Raw genomic sequence first — 18146 nt, 5'->3', positions numbered from 1 at the left:
CTATGCGACAGGCCGCCCCTTGGGGCGGCCTGTCGAACGACGTATCACGATGAGCTACTGAACGGTGTCGCTATCGTTGTCACTGCTCTGGTTGCTGGCCACGCTGATGATGCCTGTCTCGCCACTCTCCAGTACCGCCAGGACCGGTTCGGCCTGACGTTGGAAGGCGATCAGAGTATCGCCACTCAGGCTGGTGTTTTCAGGCAGCTCGACGGTCATGGCATTGACCGGCGTATTGTTGACGATGACTTCATAATGCAAGTGAGGGCCAGTGCTGCGGCCGGTGTTACCGGATAGGGCAATGCGTTCACCCATGTCGACACGCTGACCTTGGCTGACCATCGGCTGCGAAAGGTGCAGGTAGCGCGTGCGGTAGCCGTTATCATGGCGGATGACGATATAGCGCCCTGCCGCGTGGTGATTGCCCACGCGCTCCACGCGGCCGTTGGCCGGCGCGATGATAGGCGTGCCGATCGGCATGGCAAAGTCGGTGCCGTTGTGCGGGCTGACCCGGCCTGTCACCGGGTGAAGGCGGCGCGGGTTGAAGTGAGAGCTCAGGCGATAGTTGCCTTCGAACGGACGGCGGGCAAAGGCCGGGTCCAGGCTGTTGCCTTCCGGGGTGTAGAAGTTGTCGTCGGAAGGGTTGCGCACCACGGTCAGATCCATGCGCTCGCCGTCATATTTGACCGCCAGCACCCGTGAATCCAGCGTTTCGCCATCGATCATGTCAGACTCGACCAATACCTGAAACTGATCCCCCCGGCGGCTGTCGCGACGGAAATCGAGTTTCTTCTCCAACAGGCGGGTCAGCTCGGTGACCGAGCTGCTGCTCAGGCCGGTAGCCTGGGCAGAGCGTGCAAAGCTGCCGCTCACGCTACCCGCGTAAAGCCGCTGTACCGGCTCGCCCTGGCGTTCGATGGTGGTGATAGCAAAGTGTTCGCTGTCTCGTTCCAGCAAAATGCCGTCGCGGGTGTTGCGCATCATGCGCAGCGACAGCAGTCGGCCTTCTTCATCCAGCTGGTAATCGAAGCTGTTGCCGGCGCGCCAGTTGGTCAGCAGGCGCTGGTCGGGCATGTCTTCCAGCAGCGCCAGTACTTCGCTGTAGCCTAGCCCCAGCTCGTTCTGAGCAACCACGGCAAAGGTTTCACCAGACACGACGATATGCGTCTGCCACTCGGGCACGAAGGGCTCTTCAGCGGCCAGCTCGCGCTCGAGAAAGGAAATATCGTCGAACAGCTCGATATCGTAATCTTCGTAGGAAGTAGCATCAGCAATGTCGACGGTGGGGTCGGTATTGAGCATGCCGCTTGCAAGAGTGCCCACGATCACGGCCATGTGCAGCGCGCCGTCATCGAGCGCAACGGCCAGGGGAGGCACGCTGGCCATGGAGGCTTCGGCGCTGGTGATCACGTCGAGGTCGACGATCTCGGTTGCTGCCAATTCGCTGAGGGGAATATGGTCACGGGTGGCGTCGAGGGCGCGGGAGGCGCGATCGATCGCTTCTGCAACAGGCGTTCGCTCTTGCCGCAGCGAGGGGACACCAGGAGCAGAGTCGCTGGGGAGAGGAACAAGTACGCTCTCCAGCGGTGTGTGAGGTTGATTCAGGTCGTTATACGTCGTCACCAGCTTTTGTGCGCCCAGCACAGTGACCATGGTGGCCACTGGTAATAGTAACAATTTATGCGTGCGGGGCAGCGAATGGAGGATTCGCAACATGGGTAAATGGACCGCCGAATTTGTGAAGTAAACGTAACAAGAAAGTGAGCAAACTCGGGAACCATACCCCAAGGAGGCAGGGGTGAATAGACTGTATATCCATACACAAAACATACTTCTGTCGAAATATGCAAATATTCGACAATGAGAACCGCTCTCGAACGCCGTTCGCTAACAAAAGTAACGGCGTAAACTGCCTTCGATGACCGCCGCATGGCGTGATCATCTTCTTAACCATAGACGCAAATGAAGGGTTATTAAAGATGTGCGTAAGTTGTGTCTAATTAAAACGGCATTTTAAGCACTTACCGACCAAAATGAGCGCTTGAAACGGACGTTTTTCACGGGCCAGGAAAGCGCATCGCCCAAAACGCCCTCCGACCTCGCAAACGTGGCTTTTTGAGGGTAATTGCTAATATTTAGAATGTGTTTTTTTGTTTCTGTATGTTTGTTTTTTGAAACACGGCGATGTTCCTGTGAGCCCGCGTATTAGCCCTTGGTGCAAAATTTGCTGTCAGGCCACGTACTCTCGACGTTTTACTGGCATCCTATGTGTTGTTTTTTCGAAGGTGAAGCGGTTTGTTTCGCTGTTTAGCGTCGAGGAAATCGAAATGTCTCGGGTAACACTTGCACAGTGGCAGATGCTCGCCGCCGTGGTCGACCACGGTGGCTTTGCAAGGGCGGCAGAGGCGATCCATAAAAGTCCCTCTACGCTCAACCATGCGGTACATAAATTGGAAGAACAGTTGGGTATCCAGGTACTGGAGCCCGTGGGGCGTCAGGTACGACTAACGGAAGCCGGTGAGCTGTTGCTGCGCCGTGCGCGTCAACTGATCGAGAGTGCGGCGTCGCTGGAGGACGTGGCCTCGCGCTTGGCAGCGGGCCTGGAGGCTGAAATCGTCGTCGCCATCGATCAAATCTTTCCTGCGGCGGCTCAGGCCAGGGCGCTAGAGCGCTTTTCGGAAACCTATCCCCAGGTGCGGGTACAGCTGCATGAGAGCGTACTCAATGGCGGCACCGAAATGCTCTATGACGGACGTGCCGACCTGGTGGTCACGGCCATCGAAGCCCAGGGGTTTCTTGGTGAGCCGCTGGTCAATGTGCGCTTTGTGGCGGTCGCTCATCCACGCCACCCGCTGCATCAATTAGGGCGCGCGTTGGATCTGCGTGACCTGGCCCAGCATCGCCAACTGGTGATGCGTGACTCGGCGTTGCGCCAATCGACCAATGCAGGCTGGCTAAAGGCCGAGCAGCGCTGGACGGTCAGCCATGTGGGCACCTCATTGGACATGCTCAAGCGTGGTCTGGGGTTCGCCTGGATACCTGAAACCCGTATCCTTGACGAGCTGGCCAGTGGGGCGCTGAAGCCGCTGCCGCTGAGCGCAGGAGGCGTGCGGGAAGTACCGGTACAGCTTATATTTCGTGACCGTGACCGGGCTGGCCCTGCGGCTCATGCCATGGCCGCTGCGTTGCGGCAGTCCGTCAAGGAGACGTGCAGCCAACATTCGATTCCCTCGAATGAAAGTCGGTAAAACATCCGCTTGAGCCCTCTCTTGTCGAGCGTATCCTGTAGACAGGCTATTTCATACGTTCGCAACGGGAGAGGCACCATGGGGTTATTGGTCAACGGCGAGTGGGTCGATCAGTGGTACGACACCAAAAAGCACGGCGGCGAATTCGTTCGTGAGTCGGCACAGCTGCGTGATTGGGTAGGGGATCCTGCCGACAGCGGTAGCGTGTTGGAGGGCGATGCCCAGCGCTATCCTGCCGAGGCAGATCGTTACCACCTTTATATCTCCCTGGCATGCCCCTGGGCGCACCGCGTGTTGATCATGCGTCAACTGAAAGGCCTGGAGCCCTTGATCGGCGTCTCCCATGTCAGCCCGCTCATGCTGGACAAGGGCTGGACCTATCACCAGGACGAGGGTTCCAGCGGCGACCCGATCAACCACGTCGAGTTTCACCACCAGCTCTATACCATGACCGACCCGCAGTACACGGGGCGCGTGACGGTGCCGGTGCTGTGGGACAAGCAGCGTAATGCCATCGTCAACAATGAGTCGGCTGAACTCCTGCGCATCTTCAACCATGCCTTTGACGAGCTGACCGGCAATACGCTGGATTTCTATCCCTCCGACCTGCGTGATGTCATCGATGAGGTCAACGCCGATGTGTACGACCACATCAACAACGGGGTTTACAAGTCGGGCTTTGCCACTGAGCAGAAGGTGTACGAGAAGCATGTCACTGCGCTGTTCGACGCGCTGGAGCGCATGGAGAAGCGCCTGGGAGAGCAGCGTTACCTGGCGGGAGAATGGCTGACCGAAGCCGATATTCGTCTGTTTACCACGCTGGTGCGTTTCGACGCGGTCTACTACGGCCACTTCAAGTGCAATTTCAAACGCATCGAGGATTATCCCAACCTGTCCAACTACGTGCGTGAGCTCTATCAGTGGCCGGGCATTGCCGACACCGTCAACCTGGACCACATCAAGCGCCACTACTATTACAGTCACGACACCATCAACCCGACCCGTATCGTCCCCGCCGGGCCAGCGTTGGACTTTCAGCGCCCGCATGACCGTGAACGTCTACCGGGGCAAGGAGTGCGCCGTCGCTGAATCAATGCGGCCATCCATGAAAATGGCCACCCGGTTGGGTGGCCATTGCGTACCTGTGTGTCGCTAAACAGCAAACGTATCAGTCGGAGCTGACGGCGTCACGGGCGGACTGCCAGGCACTTTGCGCGCCATCACGCGTGGTTTCCCAGGCATCGCGTGCGCCTGCCTTGGTTTGTTCCCACCAGTCGTGGTTGTAAGTAGGAAAGGCTTCCACTTCTTCAGACGTGGCTTGGAGCATGATCCGGTGCTCGGTATCGCCATCCGCTTCGGTGTGGGTTTCCAGCGTGAAGTGGTCGGTGCCGACAACGATTTCACGTCCGCCCAGCCCCAGTACAGAGCCGCTCTCTATGACCAGTGCAGTAATGCGCATCTCCTCATCGAAGAGAATGTTTTCCACCTCACCGATCTCTTCGCCGGAACCGCCCGCGAAGTAGACATCAGCATCCAGAATGTCTTCGGCTGAATACATGCCCTGTGGCTCGGTCTGTGCGTGGGCGCCCATTGCCATACTGCCCAGAAGTACCGTGCCGATAGCCGTTGTCAGTAGTGATTTACGCATAGCTTCTCTCCATGTTGCTATTGAATCAGCCAAATAGTCATCTATTGGAAAATGGATATGCATTGGCCTGCCTTTACGGCGCCAATGCCGAGACGATTAGAGGCCGTTGGCCCACTCGTCTGCACGGCGCTCGGCTTCTTCACGGGCCAGCCCGTATTTCTGCTGAAGCTTACCTACCAGCTGATCTTTCTTGCCGCCGATTTGCGTCAGCTCGTCGTCGGTCAATTCGCCCCAGCTAGAACGCGCCTTGCCTTTTACCTCGGTCCATTTGCCTTCGATCTGATCCCAGTTCATATGCATCACTCCTTGAAGTTCGTGAACAACGTGAGGCACCTCTCAGGTTAGACCAATAGTGAACAAGTGCAAGTTTCAGGATGATATCGGTTAAAGTAAAAAAGCTGGTCAGCTTACCAGTGAGGTGGTAGGATGCGCGCTCCTCGCATGTGTTGACCCCTCCATCACGACGGCAAGCGTTGATTCGGTCGCCTCATGGCACCAAGCCGAAACGTTTGCAGGAACATCCCCTCGACTGGATGTTCATTGCTGTGAAGATGGCGCGCCTCCAGCATTTCACCAGACGGGTGAAATCGGCGCAGTAAGGTCGCCACAGCGGTTGGCCCGCAGCGTGCGGTACTGCCAGCCGAATGCCAGGTGCGACCGGCGTCTCCGACTCCACTGATGACGATATCCGCTATGCGGAGCCTTGTTCTTTTGCTGCGCACCGTGACGTGCGGCATATGACAGAGTCAGAGACGCTTACGATGTTTTTTGCCGGTGATACCGGCCTACCAAGGTGTGATTAATGACCTCGATTTCTGTCACCTCGCCGAGCTTCGGTGATCTGGCTCTTTTGCCTGCCGTTCTGTCTGCTGTAGAAGCGCAGGGCTACGAAACTCCTTCGCCCATCCAGGCGCAGACCATTCCAGCCCTGCTGGAAGGTCGCGATATGCTGGGTCAGGCACAAACGGGTACCGGTAAAACGGCTGCCTTTGCACTGCCGCTGTTGTCGCGTCTCGACATGCAGCGTCGCGAGCCCCAGGTACTGGTGCTGGCGCCTACCCGCGAACTTGCTCAGCAGGTTGCGGTTTCCTTTAGTAAGTATGGTCAAAACCTGCAGGGGCTCGAAGTGGCGACCCTGTGTGGTGGTCAAGAGTATCGTGAGCAGCTGGGCGCCTTGAAGCGCGGCGCTCAGGTCGTGGTCGGTACGCCCGGTCGTATCATCGACCACCTGGATCGCGGCAGCCTGAAGCTGGACGGTTTGTCTGCTCTAGTGCTGGACGAAGCCGACGAAATGCTGCGCATGGGCTTTATCGACGACGTAAAACGCGTGGTTGCCGATACCCCGAAAGATGCCCAGCGCGTGTTCTTCTCGGCCACGCTGCCGTCTGAAATCGAGCGCATCGTCAATCGCTATCTGGTCAACCCGGTCAAGGTGGCGATCGAATCGCGCACCACGACGGGAGAAAACATCGAACAGCGCCTGGTGCGTGTGGACGGTGGTGCCAAGCTGGAAGCGCTGGCGCGTATTCTGGAAGTGGAGCCGGTGGATGCGGCCATCGTGTTCGTACGTACACGTGCTGCCTGTACCACGCTGGTAGAGCAGCTGACGGCGCGCGGTGTCAACGCCGCTGGCCTGTCGGGTGACCTGGACCAGAGCCTGCGTGAGCGCACCATCACTCGCCTGAAGCGTGGCAAGGTCGATGTCCTGATCGCGACCGACGTCGCCGCTCGTGGTCTGGACGTTCCGCGTATCACCCACGTGGTGAACTACGACCTTCCCCAGGACGCCGAAGCCTATACGCACCGTATCGGTCGTACTGGCCGTGCGGGCCGCAGCGGTATCGCGATCACCTTCGCGGGCTTCCGTGAAGGCCGCAAGGTAGGCTGGATGGAGCAGGCAACGGGTCAGAAAATGACCGAAATGCCGCTGCCTGACGAAGCCGCTATCCGTGCGCACCGTGATGAAGTATTCCACCATCGCGTCGTGGCAGCCCTGACCAAGGGTGCCGAAGAGCAGCGCGCGCTGGTCGAGCGTCTGGTGGAAGAAGGTCACGACGCCGTCGATCTGGCCTGTGCCTTTGCTGCCATGGCCCGTGCTGACGAAGCGCCGATTGGCCGTCTGCAAGCACCGCGCAAAGAGCGTGCTCCGCGTGAGGGTGCACCCGGCAAACCAGCTGGTGCTCGTCGCGAGCGCTCCAGTGCGCCCAGCGAAGGCATGACCCGCTACCGTGTATCGGTAGGCCATAAAGATGGCGTCAAGCCTGGCCAGTTGGTTGGCGCGTTGGCCAACGAAGGCGGTATCGAAGGTGCCCGTATCGGCCGCATCGATATTCGCAACGCCTTCTCGGTGGTCGAGCTGCCCAGCGGCCTGCCGTCTACCATTCTGGCCAAGATGGCACGTGCCCGTGTGGCCGGTCGCCCGCTGGAAATCAGCGAAGACCGTGCGCCCGAGCGTGCACCGCGCCGTCGTCGTGACGATGGCGATGCGCCGGTTCGTCGTCGCGAACGTGCGTAAACGCCTGCCGGGCGACTGATGTCGCCCTGGCTACCATCCCCCCATGCCAAGGGCATGGGGGGATTTTTTTTTTGGCCATCCTGAACGTCATATCGCGGCGCGACCAAAAGCGCGCTACAGCATCGCAAACGCACACTACAGCATCGCGATGAACCGGGTCAGCAGGCGCGTGGCGTCGGGGGTCTCCGCGACGCCTTGCAGCAGTTGATCCGGGTCTTCGCCCTGGTCGCGCAAGGCAGCGCGCTGGCGTTCGATATAAGCGCGCATCACCGGCGGTGAAAACTCGGGATGGAACTGGACGCTCCACTGGCGTGGCCCATAGCGCAGCGCCTGGTGGGCATCGTGGCAGTTGTGCGCCAGGATGCTGGTGCCGGGGGGAAGCTGCATGACCGCCTGGGCATGGGTCAAGTGGGCCACGAAACACTCCGGGAGTTGCCCGAACAGCGGATCCTGGCGGCCTGCCTGGGTCAGGCGTACGCTGCGTGTGCCGGATTCACGCCCCGCCGGGTGGTAATCACTCACACCGCCAAACGCAGCGGCCATCAGCTGGTGGCCGTAGCATACGCCCAGCAGCGGCAGGTCGTCCGCCAGTGCCTGCTGTAACCAGGGCTTCAGCGCCTCGCTCCAGGGGAGCTGCTCACTGACCATGCTGTGGGAGCCGGTAATGATGGCTGCCACGATATCCTCCGGCGGCTGGCTGGTGAGGCGTGCATCCCATACGTCCAAGGTCAGGTGGTCGGGCAGGGCGTCCTGCACCTGGTCGATGAACAGCTGTTCGAAATCCCCGTGCTGATCCACCACTTCGGGGAAGGCGTCGCCGGTTTTGATAATGACTACAGAGGCCATGGTGTTCTCGCTAGCGTGTCGCGATGGATGAGGGATAGCCGAATCAGGGAGTTCCACGGTAAGCTGGGCCACTGATCGTCATTCCCCTTTTACCATACATTAGGAGCTTGATATGCAACAGATTACGCGGGCAGGTCAACCCATGGATGTGGCGGGCACCTTACCGGCGGTGGGGCAGGATGCACCGGCCATGACGCTCACCAACGGCAGCCTGGAAGACGTCACCCTGGCGACCTATGCAGGCAAGCGCAAGGTGCTGAACATCATCCCCAGCGTCGATACGCCCACCTGTGCAACGTCCACGCGACGCTTCAATGAGCTGGCCTCGTCGCTGGACAACACCGTGGTACTGGTGGTGTCTGCCGACCTGCCGTTTGCGGCCAAGCGTTTTTGCGGTGCCGAAGGGCTGGACAACGTGGAGACGCTCTCGACGTTCCGCCACCGCGAATTTCAGCAGGACTGGGGCGTGGCGCTATGCAACAGCAACATGGAAGGGCTCTGCGCCCGTGCCGTGGTGGTGCTGGATGCCGAGGATCGGGTGCTGCACAGCGAGCTGGTCAGCGAGTTGAAGAACGAGCCTGATTACGACACGGCGCTGGCGGCGCTGAAAGGCTAGCGGGACGCCTTGGCTGCCTCCACCAGCGCACGTATCAAACGCTGCTGGGGGCGGTTGAAGATCAGCCACTCCGGGTGCCATTGAACGCCTATCAGGAACGCATGGTCCGTGGACTCGATGCCCTGCACCAGCCCATCGCGGTCACGCGCCACGATCCGAATGCCCTTGCCTGCCCGGTTGACCGCCTGATGATGAAGGCTGTTCACACGACACCAGGTCACCCCCAACAAACGATAGAGCTGGCTGTCGCCCACGATGTCGACGGTTTTGCGGGGCAGTACCGTGCGGCGCCGCTTCAAGCCTTCGTGGGTGGTGTAAATATCGGGGTCCAGGCTGCCGCCCAGATGCACGTTGATCAGCTGCGCACCTCGGCAGATGCCCAGCACTGGCGTATGGCGAGGAATGAAACGCTTCAGCAGGTGGAGTTCCAGCTCGTCACGGGCTGGGTCCAGGCGTACGTCCAGCTGCACTTCACCGCCGTACAGGTGGGCTTGAATGTCGTCTCCGCCGCCAATGATCAGGCCGTCCAGGTGCTCCGGCAACGGGCGAGAAGGAGAAAGGCGTAGCGGCCTGCCGCCGTGTCGCCAGACGGCAAACCAGTCGAAGCACCAGGCAAGCTGGCTTTTGTAATCCGAGGTCGTGATGCCGATTAGAGGTCTAGGCATGGCCAAACAGTCTGCGCTTGAGGCGCCGCCACCAGGGTTGGTTCTGTTCGGCCATGTACTCCTGGCAGCGGGCGTGAAGGATGTCCTGGTCGTGGGCCAGCTTCTCTACCTCCACCCAGCGGTTCCACTCCATCACGCTGCCCCAGCCCGGCTGCGACAGCTGCGCATTGGGCAGCCGGTAATGAAAAGTGGGCCGTGGCTTGGTCAACTGGCCGTGCAGCAGCTCGTGAGGGTGTTCCGGGCGCAGGTGGGCGAACAGCGGCAGCAGGTCCAGCTCGCGGTTGCGGGTAGGGTTATCGGCCAGGTAGTCGTCGATGAAGGTGTCGAGATCCGGCTGGTAACGCAGGTCCAGCACCTTGCGGGCGTACTCCTTGGGGAACGGGTTGGCGTGTGGCAGCACCTCTCGGGTAATGTCCACCTTGATTTCCTGACGTAGCCAGCTGGCCAGCAGCAGGTAGGCGCGCAGCATGGCGAGCAGATAATCGACCTCGTTACGCTCGATTTCCGGGTTCAGGTGCAGGCCGAAACCGTACAGCAGGCTGGCATCGGTGCCCTTGGCGCCTTTTTCCCGCAAGGTGTCGAACAGAGTGTCCAACGCTTCGAGCTCTTCCCAAGGGATGGGAGGGCAGACGATTTCGGTGGGCACCAGCCCGGTCACCATGTCACCGATCAGTTCACGGGTCTTTTGGTGGAATTCCAGCCGCCGCTGATGCTGTTGGCGGGCCCACTCGCTGTCATTGTCCTGCTGTGCGTCCAACAACGTCTGGTCTGGATGGGCGTATTGAGTATCCAGTTCGATCTCGAACGCTCCCCAGCGTGTGTCGGCCACCTGTAGCCGATGGGGGCTGACCACGTTAAGCTCACCACCAAACAGTGCCTGCACCACCTCGGCCGTCTCGCGAGGGGGGAGCCCGGCAAACTCGATTTCGACGCCCACGCGTCGAGTCTGGCCGTCCGGGTTCAAGCGTTGGGGAGGAGCCTGCAGCGTCATCTCGATATCCTGGAGGTGAACGTTAGTGCGTTTAGCCTATCATAATCACACGCTTAGGCTGAGTAAGAGAAGAGCCACGATTCAACAGTCACTTTCCACGGGAGTCATGCGTGCGACAGCAGTGGATAATTAGCATCGTTCTAGGGGCGCTACTCAGCCTGATGATCAGCGTCACCGCACACGCCCAGAGCGTCTCGCTCCCTGCGTTGGTGGGTAGTGAGAGCGAAGAACAGCCGGACGTCGCCAGCGAGAACTTCCAGAGTTCGTTGAATGATGTCATTAACATGCTGGAGAGCGAAGATCAGCGCCGCGCACTGCTGGATTCGCTGCGCGAGCTGCAGCTGAGTGCCGAAGCCGTGGAAGAAGAAGGCGTGGTGCGCCAAGGATTGTTGGGCGCTCTGGCCGATACGCTTTCCGATATCGGTGAACAGGCCCAGGCCGGGGATTCGCCTATCGACGAGTGGTCTCGACAGCTGGTGCAGGGGGTCGAGGATCTGCGCGCTCTGAATGCCGGGGCCGACCAGCGGGATGCTGTCCGAGCCGTGGCAGAAGGTGCCCTGCTGGCCGTTATCTGGAGTGGCCTGCTGGTGGCGATGATTGCCTTTGGTCGCGTCGTGGCCAAGCGGCGTCATTGGCCGCTGGACCTGCCCCGGGACCCCAAGGCCTGGCTGTTGGCGGTCCACTTCTTGCGGCGCATGTTGCCCTGGGCTCTGGCTTTCGTCATTACACTAGGAGTCGGCCAGCTGCTGCCTTACAGCCCCGGCCGCGCCCTGGTGCTGGTGGTGGCCTATATCTGCCTGTGTGGCCGGGCGCTGTCGGTGGTGTTCGAAACGGTGGTGGCGTTCTTTAGCCGCGGGCACCGTTTTACCGCCGTGCAAGTATTACAGCACAAAGCGTTGCGGGGGCTGTTCGTCATCGGCGCGCTGATTGCCCTGGGAGACGCCGTCAACTCTACCCGCCTGATGGAGCTGCTGGGGACCGAGCTGTCGGGGCTGGTGTCCGTGCTGGCCAACATGCTGGCAGCGCTGCTGTCGGCGCGCTTCATCTTCAAGTACCAGCGCCCTATTCGTCATCTCATCTGTAATCGGCCTTACAAACAGCGCCGTGACGCCAGCACGGCCGTGGAGTTGGTTCGTGCGCTGGGCGGGCTATGGCACATTCCTGCCCTGCTGATGGTGGGCGGCTCGCTGCTGGCGATGTTCGTTACCGTGGGCGACGTGGGGACCGCGCTGGCTCGTTCGATCGTGTCGGCTAGCCTGCTGGTGTTGACCCTGGTGATTACCGGGCTGCTGCGTCGTCAGGAAGAGCGTTTGGGCAAGCGGCGCCATCGCCGCCGCTTTAGCCAATATCGCAAGCGACTGGAGCGCTTTGGCTTCGTACTGGCGCACCTGAGCGTCTGGATGGTTTTTGCCGAGCTTTCGATGCAGGTGTGGGGCGGTTCTTTGTTTGGTTTGGGGCAACAGGGAGTGGCCAGTGCGCGTATTGGTCAGGCGCTGGTCAGCCTGGGGGCCACCGTGCTGTTGGCATGGCTGGTGTGGATTTTTGCCGATACCGCCATTCAGCGGGCGCTGACCTCCTCCGCGCGGTCACGGGGTCGGCGCGTCAACCAGGCCCGCGCGCAAACCATCACGCCGATGATCCGTAACGTGATTTTCGTCACCATCCTGATCATTGCGGTGATTGCTGGGCTGGCCAACCTTGGGGTCAACGTCACGCCGCTGCTGGCCGGTGCTGGTGTGATCGGTCTGGCGGTGGGGTTTGGCGCGCAAACCTTGGTGCAGGATTTGATCACCGGCATCTTCATTCTCATCGAAGACTCGCTGGCGGTGGATGATTTCGTCACCATCAATACGCACATGGGCACCGTCGAAGGGCTGACGCTGCGGACGGTCAGACTGCGCGACTTGGACGGCGTGCTACACATCATTACCTTTAGCCGTATCGAATCGATCCACAACATGTCGCGCCAATTCGGCATTGCCTTGATGCGGATTCGCATTCCCTATGACATGAAAATCGATGACGCCATCACGCTGATGCAGGAAACGGCTCAGGAATTGCGCAAGGACCCGATGATGCGTCACTACATCTGGTCGCCGCTGGAGATGCAGGGGGTGCAGGCCTTCGAAGATGGCTGCCCGATATTACGGATGCGCTTTCGCACCGCCCCCGAAATGCAGTGGGACGTGTCACGGGCCTTCAATCTGCTGCTGAAGCAGCGCATGGAAGCCCAGGAAATTGACCTGGGTGTACCGCGGCTCAGCGTGCGTATGGAGGCACGCTCTGAGGCCCGTGGCGACGAGCCCCATGGCACCGACATGACGCTGCAGCATCGCCAGCAGGGCGACGTCGATTCGCCCCAGCATGCCCCCGAACCACCCAGGCCTGCGCCCAGGCCCACCGAGGCCGAAACTCGCCGTGACGAGCGGCAGCGCCCCGAGGGCTCAACAGCCGTGCCGCCGCTAGCGCAACCCCAGCCCAAGTCCCAGACTTAGGGCAATGCCAGTGGCTAGCCCCAGGCCTGTGCCCAGCGCAAACAGCGTGACCAGCAGCCAGGGCCCGCGCAGCCCTCGCCAGCGGTTATATAGCGAAACGGCGTGGCTGACTCGGTCGACCAGTTCGTCATGGCGCGAGATGGCGTGGTCAGGGGGCAGCGAGAAGTCATTGGCCACGTCACCTTGCCAGTGTGCTCCGTGGGTCAATCCAAGGCGCGCGCGGAGGCGGCCGATGTCGCTCAAGGTGCCGTGCAGCGCATCGTAGGTTTCACGGTGCGGGGCCACCGTCAGCACCGAGGTGGCGTCCTGGCGCAGGGCGCTATTGGGGCAGCGCGCCACGGCGGTGTCGATCTGCTGCTCATTGGCATTGGGGGGCAGGGTCAGGCGTTGGTAAAGGTCGCGCATAATCCGGCGTCGGTCTCGTAGCAGTGAGCACAGTGAAAAAGCATGGTGACAGGCTATTGGTCGGCAGGCTTGCCGATCCATCATGCCTGGTAAGTTTGCATCAGATAATCATACGCGTTTTTGATGCGCTGAAAACGTGCCGAGGCCAGCGCCACCTGATGTTCGCTTTCCGAATAGAAGCGGTCGGGGTGATGCAGCTGCGCCATGCGTCGATAGGCCTTGCGCACCTCTGTCTTGCTGGCGCCGGGCGTCAGCCCCAGCACGGCCAGTGCCCGGGTGGTACGGTCGGGTGGCGGGGGAGGATGAGGGGCGCGCTGATAACGTTCGCGGCGGGCCTGTTCCGCCCGGGCTTGCTCCTGCTGTTGGCGGGCGTGTTCACGACGCGCCTGTTCGGCGCGAGCCTGCTCCTGGCGCTGTTGCTCTGCACGTGCGTGTTCCTGGGCTTGCTCGGCACGCTGCCTAGCCTGGCGCGCTTCCTCCTTACGCTGCTGTTTTTGCTGCTGACGCTGCGCGCGTGCGTGCTGCTTGTCGGCCTTGGCGCGCTGCTGCTGTTCGGCCTGTGCCTGGGCGGCTTGTTCTCGCTCGGCAGCCTGGGCTTCCTGCTCGGCCTTGTGGGCGTAATACGCCGGGTCGTGCACCTGCCAATAGGCATCGCGGCTAGGGTCTTCCGGGGCTCGCAGCGGCTTGCCGGTCAGTTCCTGAAACAGGGTGTTCAGGGTCGTGGGCACCACGTTCAGCAGGTCGGCCAGAAAGCGCAGAATATAGTGGTTGGCCAGCGATAGCTCGCCATCGTCGGTAGCCACCGTGATGGCCTGGTGCATTACGCTGAGGCTACGCTCCCTGGAGCACTCCTTGCGCACGACTTCGGCGGCCAATTGAATGGCGTGAAGGTCCTGGCTATGGGCAATGCTCATGATCGGCCCCAGTTCGTGCCCATGGCGAAACTGCGCGCTGACCTGGGCCAGCCGACGTCGGCGTTGCCCCTCGGAAACGTGCTGGCGATGCACGAGCACCCAGCCAAGCAGCAGTAGCGTGGCCGTATCCACTTGGCTACGACTTTTTAGCAGCAGCAGCTCAAAGGGTGAAAAACGGGCGATGGGCATCCCTGGGCTCCAAGGCGAAGAAGTAAAGCGCTGATCCATGATATGCGCTGCATGGCGCGACCTTCATGGTACGGTCTTTAATCGAGGTGCGCTGGCAGACGACGCTCTGCCAGCCAGCCGTACTCGCGAGCTCACCATGGTATATCATCGAGTCTGTCATGAAAGCAGGAGATAAGTGAGGGTGATCAACGTTGAACGTAAAAACAGCTTCCAACTGCGCTTGTCTCGACGGCTGAAGGAAGAGACCTCACATACGCTGGATGTGTACTTGTTCGTGCCTCAAGAGCTGGGGCTGAGTACGCACATCATCTCCGAAGAAGCATTTTATCACGCCGCCATCAACGTCTCGCGCACTTACTACAGCGACGAGTACCATCTGCCGCTGGTGCATAGCCGCCTGGCCAGTCGTAACCAGCTGGGCAGCGACTCCTACCGCTTGAGCCTCAGTCTCTACGCCTACCAGTACGTGGTGGCGCTGGAGCGCACCACCCAGGGCATGCTTTCCACTGCCCGTAAACTGCGCCGCCTGCAGGGTGAGGAGAAGAGCAATACCCACGACAAGGCGAGCGAGCTTTACGACCAGCTGGTCGAGATGAGCGACCTGAGCGACGGCATTCTCAAACGCCTGCGGCGTAACCCGCCCACCGATGAGCGGCTATACAAGTACTTTGCCAACATCGACAACTATCTTTCCTGGTTCACCGAGCAGCAGCTGCTGGCGCTGGTGGCGCATATGCCGAAAGGAGGGTCTTTCAGCGAGGTCAAACGACGCCTGGTGACCATCTGCCACCGTGAAGGTGAATACCGCGAGCAGCAGGAGTACAACGCCGAGCGCGTACGCGATGACCCCACCCGCATGTCCAACAAGATGCGCCTGCTGCGACGGCTGATCGAGTACCCGATCACGCTCAAGCAGCGTGCGCTGGAGCTGGGTAGCGGCGAACAGAAAGCCGTCAAGGCCCTGGCCACCGCGGTGGTCATGGCCTTCGTGTCGCTGGGGGTACTGCACCTGCGCGACGTGATTGGCGACATCACCGCACTGTTCGTGCTGGCCATGGCGCTGCTCTACGCCATGCGCGAAGTGTTCAAGGACGACCTGCGCAATACCCTATGGCGATGGCTGAGAAGAGGCCGACCCAAGTGGCGGCGACAATACATCGACCCTACCCGCAATGCGCTGGTCGGTCGGCAGCTCGAATGGTTCGACTACAAGCGCTATACCGCCCTCGACCAGGACATACAGCAGATGCGGCGGCGCACGGTGGCCCAGCGCGAAGAGGTGGTCATGCACTATCGTTCCAGCTCGCGCATGTCCCCCACGCGCTTCTTGAGCGGCTATGAGCATACCCGCGAAACCCTGAGCATTGACCTCTCCATGCTGACCCGACTGATGAGCAAGGATAAGCACCATATCTATCGCCTGAAAGAGGGGCAGGCGGTGCGGGAAAGCGTCGAGCGCCGCCACCTGTTCAACCTGGTGGTGCGCGAAACGGGCAGCGAAGATGCCCCTTACCTGGCGCGCTGGAAAGTCGTGGTCAGCCGCTCGGGCATCGTGGATGTCGAGCGCGTCGCCGAGAACCGCCCCGACGAAGCTCCAGTCTGAACAGCAATAGAACCTGACGCCAGTGCGCCGGTGGTGTTCGACTAAAATCCAATAAGTAAACGTTTACTCTTCTTGAGTAAACGTTTACTTTTCTCCTCAGCGCTCACATTCGTGAGCAAGCACCTCTCAACGCTGAGGAGAACGACATGACACTCCGAGTCACCGTATGGGGCGAAAACGTCCACGAACAAACCAACGACGTAGTGGCGCGTATTTACCCCACCGGCATGCACCAGTGCATCGCCGATGGGTTGAATGAAGCGGAAGCGCTAACGGCCACGGCGGTCACGCTGCAAGACCCGGCGCAGGGGCTTGACGAAGAGACGCTGGAGAATACCGACGTGCTGCTGTGGTGGGGCCACGCCGCCCACGGCGACGTGCTGGAAGAGACCGTCGACCGCGTGCAAACGCGCGTGCTGCAGGGCATGGGCTTGATCGTGCTGCACTCCGGCCACTACTCGAAAATCTTCAAACGCTTGATGGGCACTACCTGCTCACTGAAGTGGCGAGAAGCCGGCGAGCGTGAGCGGCTCTGGGTGGTGAATCCTGGCCACCCCATCGTGCAAGGGCTCGGAGATTACATCGAACTGCCCCATACCGAAATGTACGGCGAACCCTTTGCGGTGCCCAACCCGGACGAGGTGATTTTCATCAGTGCCTTCGAAGGCGGCGAAGTGTTCCGCTCCGGCCTGACCTACAAGCGCGGTAACGGCAAGATTTTCTACTTCCGTCCCGGCCACGAAACCTACCCGATCTACTACGACGAGCAGGTAAAGCGGGTGCTCAAGAACGCCGTGGTCTGGGCACAGCCGGAAGGCTCCCGGTGGATCGACAGCTGCCCCAACGTCCCCGCCGACCAGGCGCCCAACCCGGTCGAGATCAAGGGCGAAAGCCTGCACAAACCCGGTGAGGAGGGCTTCAAATGATCCGTATTGCGATTATTGGCGCGGGCAGCATGGCGGGGGAGCACGCCAAGCACTATGGTCGACTCGAAGGCGTCGAAGTAGTTGCCGTATGCGACCGTGATTTCACCAAGGCGCAGGCCTTCGCCGAGCGCCATGGCATTGCCGATGTGTACCAGTCGCTGGACGACATGCTGGCCCGCGACGATATTCACGCGGTGAGCAATGTCACTCCGGATGGCGTGCACAAGGCCACGTCGCTGGCGGCCATTGCGGCGGGTAAACACATCCTGTGTGAAAAGCCCCTGGCCACCAATGCCGAGGATGCCCACGAGATGGTCGCTGCCGCCCAGGCCGCCAAGGTCATCAACATGGTCAACCTGAGCTACCGTGACGCCCCCGCCATTCAGCACGCCCGAGCGCTGATTACCGGCGGCGCCATCGGCACCGTTCGCCACGTGGATGCCAGCTATCGCCAGAGCTGGCTGGTGAGCAACGCCTGGGGGCGCTGGGATGAGGATAGCCAGTGGCTCTGGCGGCTCTCGGAAGCCCACGGCAGCAAAGGCGTACTGGGCGATGTGGGCGTGCATATCGTCGATTTTGCCAGCTTCCCGGTGGGCGATATCACCCGCGTCAACTGCGAACTCACCTGCTTCGACAAAGCCCCGGACAACCGCATCGGCGACTACCTGCTGGATGCCAACGACACGGCGCTGATGCGCGTGCGCTTTGCCAACGGCGCCATGGGTACGATTCAGGCAACCCGCTGGGCAACCGGGCACCACAACTCACTGACGCTGAGCGTTCATGGCGACAAGGGTGCGATCCGCGTGGATCTCGACGCCTCCAAGGATGAAGTTCAGGTGTGCCTGAACGATGACGTGCATCCCGCTCGCTGGAGCACCGTCAAGGCGCCGCCCACGCCCAGCATCTACCAGCGCTTTATCGAGAGCATTCGCACTGGGAAAAACGACCAGCCCGACTTTGCCCGAGGCGCGGCCATTCAAACCGTGCTGGACGCCTGTTTCGTTTCCAGCCTGGAGGACCGCAGCCTGGCAATTGCCAGTTGATCAGCAGATTTCATCGAGCATCTCTGACCGCAAGACACC

General features: G+C 60.7%; 16 protein-coding genes. 8 read left to right on the top strand and 8 right to left on the bottom strand.

The genetic code is table 11. The annotated features are described in order from the left end of the window. Nucleotides 1–54: 54 nt before the first annotated feature. On the bottom strand, nt 55–1716 hold the full coding sequence (locus KVY02_RS13645) for a peptidoglycan DD-metalloendopeptidase family protein (protein WP_081195469.1): 1662 nt from the start codon (nt 1714–1716) through the stop codon (nt 55–57). Nucleotides 1717–2327: 611 nt separating this feature from the next. On the opposite strand from KVY02_RS13645, the gene KVY02_RS13640 reads away from it, so the two are divergent. After that, nucleotides 2328–3248: a LysR family transcriptional regulator gene (locus tag KVY02_RS13640; RefSeq protein ID WP_218313709.1), complete on the top strand. Its 921-nt coding sequence runs from the start codon at nt 2328–2330 to the stop codon at nt 3246–3248. Nucleotides 3249–3326: 78 nt separating this feature from the next. Further along, nucleotides 3327–4337: a glutathione S-transferase family protein gene (locus KVY02_RS13635; RefSeq protein ID WP_218313708.1), complete on the top strand. Its 1011-nt coding sequence runs from the start codon at nt 3327–3329 to the stop codon at nt 4335–4337. 79 nt (nt 4338–4416) lie between these two features. Here KVY02_RS13635 and KVY02_RS13630 read toward each other — a convergent pair whose 3' ends face one another. Next, nucleotides 4417–4896: a PRC-barrel domain-containing protein gene (locus KVY02_RS13630; RefSeq protein WP_016914695.1), complete on the bottom strand. Its 480-nt coding sequence runs from the start codon at nt 4894–4896 to the stop codon at nt 4417–4419. A gap of 96 nt (nt 4897–4992) precedes the next feature. Further along, the gene (locus tag KVY02_RS13625; RefSeq protein ID WP_016914694.1) at nt 4993–5190 is read right to left on the bottom strand and encodes a CsbD family protein; all 198 of its coding nucleotides are present in this window, start codon (nt 5188–5190) and stop codon (nt 4993–4995) included. A 508-nt stretch (nt 5191–5698) separates the two neighbouring features. Between KVY02_RS13625 and KVY02_RS13620 the strand changes: the two genes are divergently transcribed. Next, complete coding sequence (locus tag KVY02_RS13620) at nt 5699–7411, top strand: DEAD/DEAH box helicase (RefSeq protein WP_218313707.1); 1713 nt, start codon at nt 5699–5701, stop codon at nt 7409–7411. A 135-nt stretch (nt 7412–7546) separates the two neighbouring features. On the opposite strand, the gene KVY02_RS13615 is transcribed toward KVY02_RS13620, so the two are convergent. Continuing rightward, nucleotides 7547–8257 carry a glutamine amidotransferase gene (locus tag KVY02_RS13615; RefSeq protein ID WP_218313706.1) on the bottom strand — a complete coding sequence of 237 codons (711 nt, stop codon included), beginning with the start codon at nt 8255–8257 and terminating at the stop codon, nt 7547–7549. Between the two features lie 112 nt (nt 8258–8369). On the opposite strand from KVY02_RS13615, the gene tpx reads away from it, so the two are divergent. Further along, nucleotides 8370–8873, top strand: coding sequence for a thiol peroxidase (gene tpx / locus KVY02_RS13610; RefSeq protein WP_081195472.1), 504 nt, complete (start codon nt 8370–8372; stop codon nt 8871–8873). Here the strand turns inward: tpx and KVY02_RS13605 are convergent. Both KVY02_RS13605 and KVY02_RS13600 read right to left on the bottom strand, forming a co-directional pair. Further along, on the bottom strand, nt 8870–9538 hold the full coding sequence (locus KVY02_RS13605; RefSeq protein WP_218313705.1) for a gamma-glutamyl-gamma-aminobutyrate hydrolase family protein: 669 nt from the start codon (nt 9536–9538) through the stop codon (nt 8870–8872). The genes tpx and KVY02_RS13605 overlap by 4 nt on opposite strands. Beyond that, a complete protein-coding gene (locus KVY02_RS13600) occupies nt 9531–10529 on the bottom strand; it encodes an amidoligase family protein (protein ID WP_100730874.1) in 999 nt (332 codons plus the stop codon). Before KVY02_RS13600 ends, KVY02_RS13605 begins: the two co-directional genes overlap by 8 nt. A gap of 110 nt (nt 10530–10639) precedes the next feature. Here KVY02_RS13600 and KVY02_RS13595 point away from each other — a divergent pair, with 110 nt between their 5' ends. After that, on the top strand, nt 10640–13024 hold the full coding sequence (locus KVY02_RS13595) for a mechanosensitive ion channel domain-containing protein (protein ID WP_218313704.1): 2385 nt from the start codon (nt 10640–10642) through the stop codon (nt 13022–13024). Here KVY02_RS13595 and KVY02_RS13590 read toward each other — a convergent pair. Next, the gene (locus KVY02_RS13590) at nt 12992–13429 is read right to left on the bottom strand and encodes a hypothetical protein (protein WP_081195478.1); all 438 of its coding nucleotides are present in this window, start codon (nt 13427–13429) and stop codon (nt 12992–12994) included. The two genes, KVY02_RS13595 and KVY02_RS13590, sit on opposite strands and share 33 nt — an antisense overlap. A gap of 80 nt (nt 13430–13509) precedes the next feature. Then, nucleotides 13510–14532 (bottom strand): J domain-containing protein, encoded by a 1023-nt coding sequence (locus tag KVY02_RS13585; protein ID WP_081195480.1) that lies wholly within the window; start codon nt 14530–14532, stop codon nt 13510–13512. Nucleotides 14533–14713: 181 nt separating this feature from the next. On the opposite strand from KVY02_RS13585, the gene KVY02_RS13580 reads away from it, so the two are divergent. From KVY02_RS13580 to KVY02_RS13570, 3 genes are all read left to right on the top strand, one after another. After that, entirely contained in the window at nt 14714–16135 is a 1422-nt protein-coding gene (locus tag KVY02_RS13580) for a hypothetical protein (RefSeq protein ID WP_081195482.1), read from the top strand. A 146-nt stretch (nt 16136–16281) separates the two neighbouring features. After that, nucleotides 16282–17061 carry a ThuA domain-containing protein gene (locus tag KVY02_RS13575; protein WP_016914684.1) on the top strand — a complete coding sequence of 260 codons (780 nt, stop codon included), beginning with the start codon at nt 16282–16284 and terminating at the stop codon, nt 17059–17061. Continuing rightward, nucleotides 17058–18107 (top strand): Gfo/Idh/MocA family protein, encoded by a 1050-nt coding sequence (locus tag KVY02_RS13570; protein ID WP_218313703.1) that lies wholly within the window; start codon nt 17058–17060, stop codon nt 18105–18107. The genes KVY02_RS13575 and KVY02_RS13570 overlap by 4 nt, the downstream gene beginning before the upstream one ends. The last annotated feature ends 39 nt before the right edge of the window (nt 18108–18146 follow it).

It is taken from the genome of Halomonas sp. 18071143, from assembly GCF_019211725.1.
GTDB lineage: Bacteria > Pseudomonadota > Gammaproteobacteria > Pseudomonadales > Halomonadaceae > Vreelandella > Vreelandella stevensii.
This window is presented reverse-complemented; position numbering and strand designations above follow the sequence as displayed.

What these genes read in the sequence shown, in the direction of transcription:
- KVY02_RS13570 (WP_218313703.1), top strand. Translation starts at nt 17,058, where the DNA reads ATGATCCGTATTGCGATTATTGGCGCGGGCAGCATGGCGGGGGAGCAC.
- KVY02_RS13620 (WP_218313707.1), top strand. Translation starts at nt 5,699, where the DNA reads ATGACCTCGATTTCTGTCACCTCGCCGAGCTTCGGTGATCTGGCTCTT.
- KVY02_RS13635 (WP_218313708.1), top strand. Translation starts at nt 3,327, where the DNA reads ATGGGGTTATTGGTCAACGGCGAGTGGGTCGATCAGTGGTACGACACC.
- KVY02_RS13605 (WP_218313705.1), bottom strand. Translation starts at nt 9,538, where the DNA reads ATGCCTAGACCTCTAATCGGCATCACGACCTCGGATTACAAAAGCCAG.
- tpx (WP_081195472.1), top strand. Translation starts at nt 8,370, where the DNA reads ATGCAACAGATTACGCGGGCAGGTCAACCCATGGATGTGGCGGGCACC.
- KVY02_RS13575 (WP_016914684.1), top strand. Translation starts at nt 16,282, where the DNA reads ATGACACTCCGAGTCACCGTATGGGGCGAAAACGTCCACGAACAAACC.
- KVY02_RS13630 (WP_016914695.1), bottom strand. Translation starts at nt 4,896, where the DNA reads ATGCGTAAATCACTACTGACAACGGCTATCGGCACGGTACTTCTGGGC.
- KVY02_RS13645 (WP_081195469.1), bottom strand. Translation starts at nt 1,716, where the DNA reads ATGTTGCGAATCCTCCATTCGCTGCCCCGCACGCATAAATTGTTACTA.
- KVY02_RS13625 (WP_016914694.1), bottom strand. Translation starts at nt 5,190, where the DNA reads ATGAACTGGGATCAGATCGAAGGCAAATGGACCGAGGTAAAAGGCAAG.
- KVY02_RS13590 (WP_081195478.1), bottom strand. Translation starts at nt 13,429, where the DNA reads ATGCGCGACCTTTACCAACGCCTGACCCTGCCCCCCAATGCCAATGAG.
- KVY02_RS13615 (WP_218313706.1), bottom strand. Translation starts at nt 8,257, where the DNA reads ATGGCCTCTGTAGTCATTATCAAAACCGGCGACGCCTTCCCCGAAGTG.
- KVY02_RS13600 (WP_100730874.1), bottom strand. Translation starts at nt 10,529, where the DNA reads ATGACGCTGCAGGCTCCTCCCCAACGCTTGAACCCGGACGGCCAGACT.
- KVY02_RS13585 (WP_081195480.1), bottom strand. Translation starts at nt 14,532, where the DNA reads ATGCCCATCGCCCGTTTTTCACCCTTTGAGCTGCTGCTGCTAAAAAGT.
- KVY02_RS13640 (WP_218313709.1), top strand. Translation starts at nt 2,328, where the DNA reads ATGTCTCGGGTAACACTTGCACAGTGGCAGATGCTCGCCGCCGTGGTC.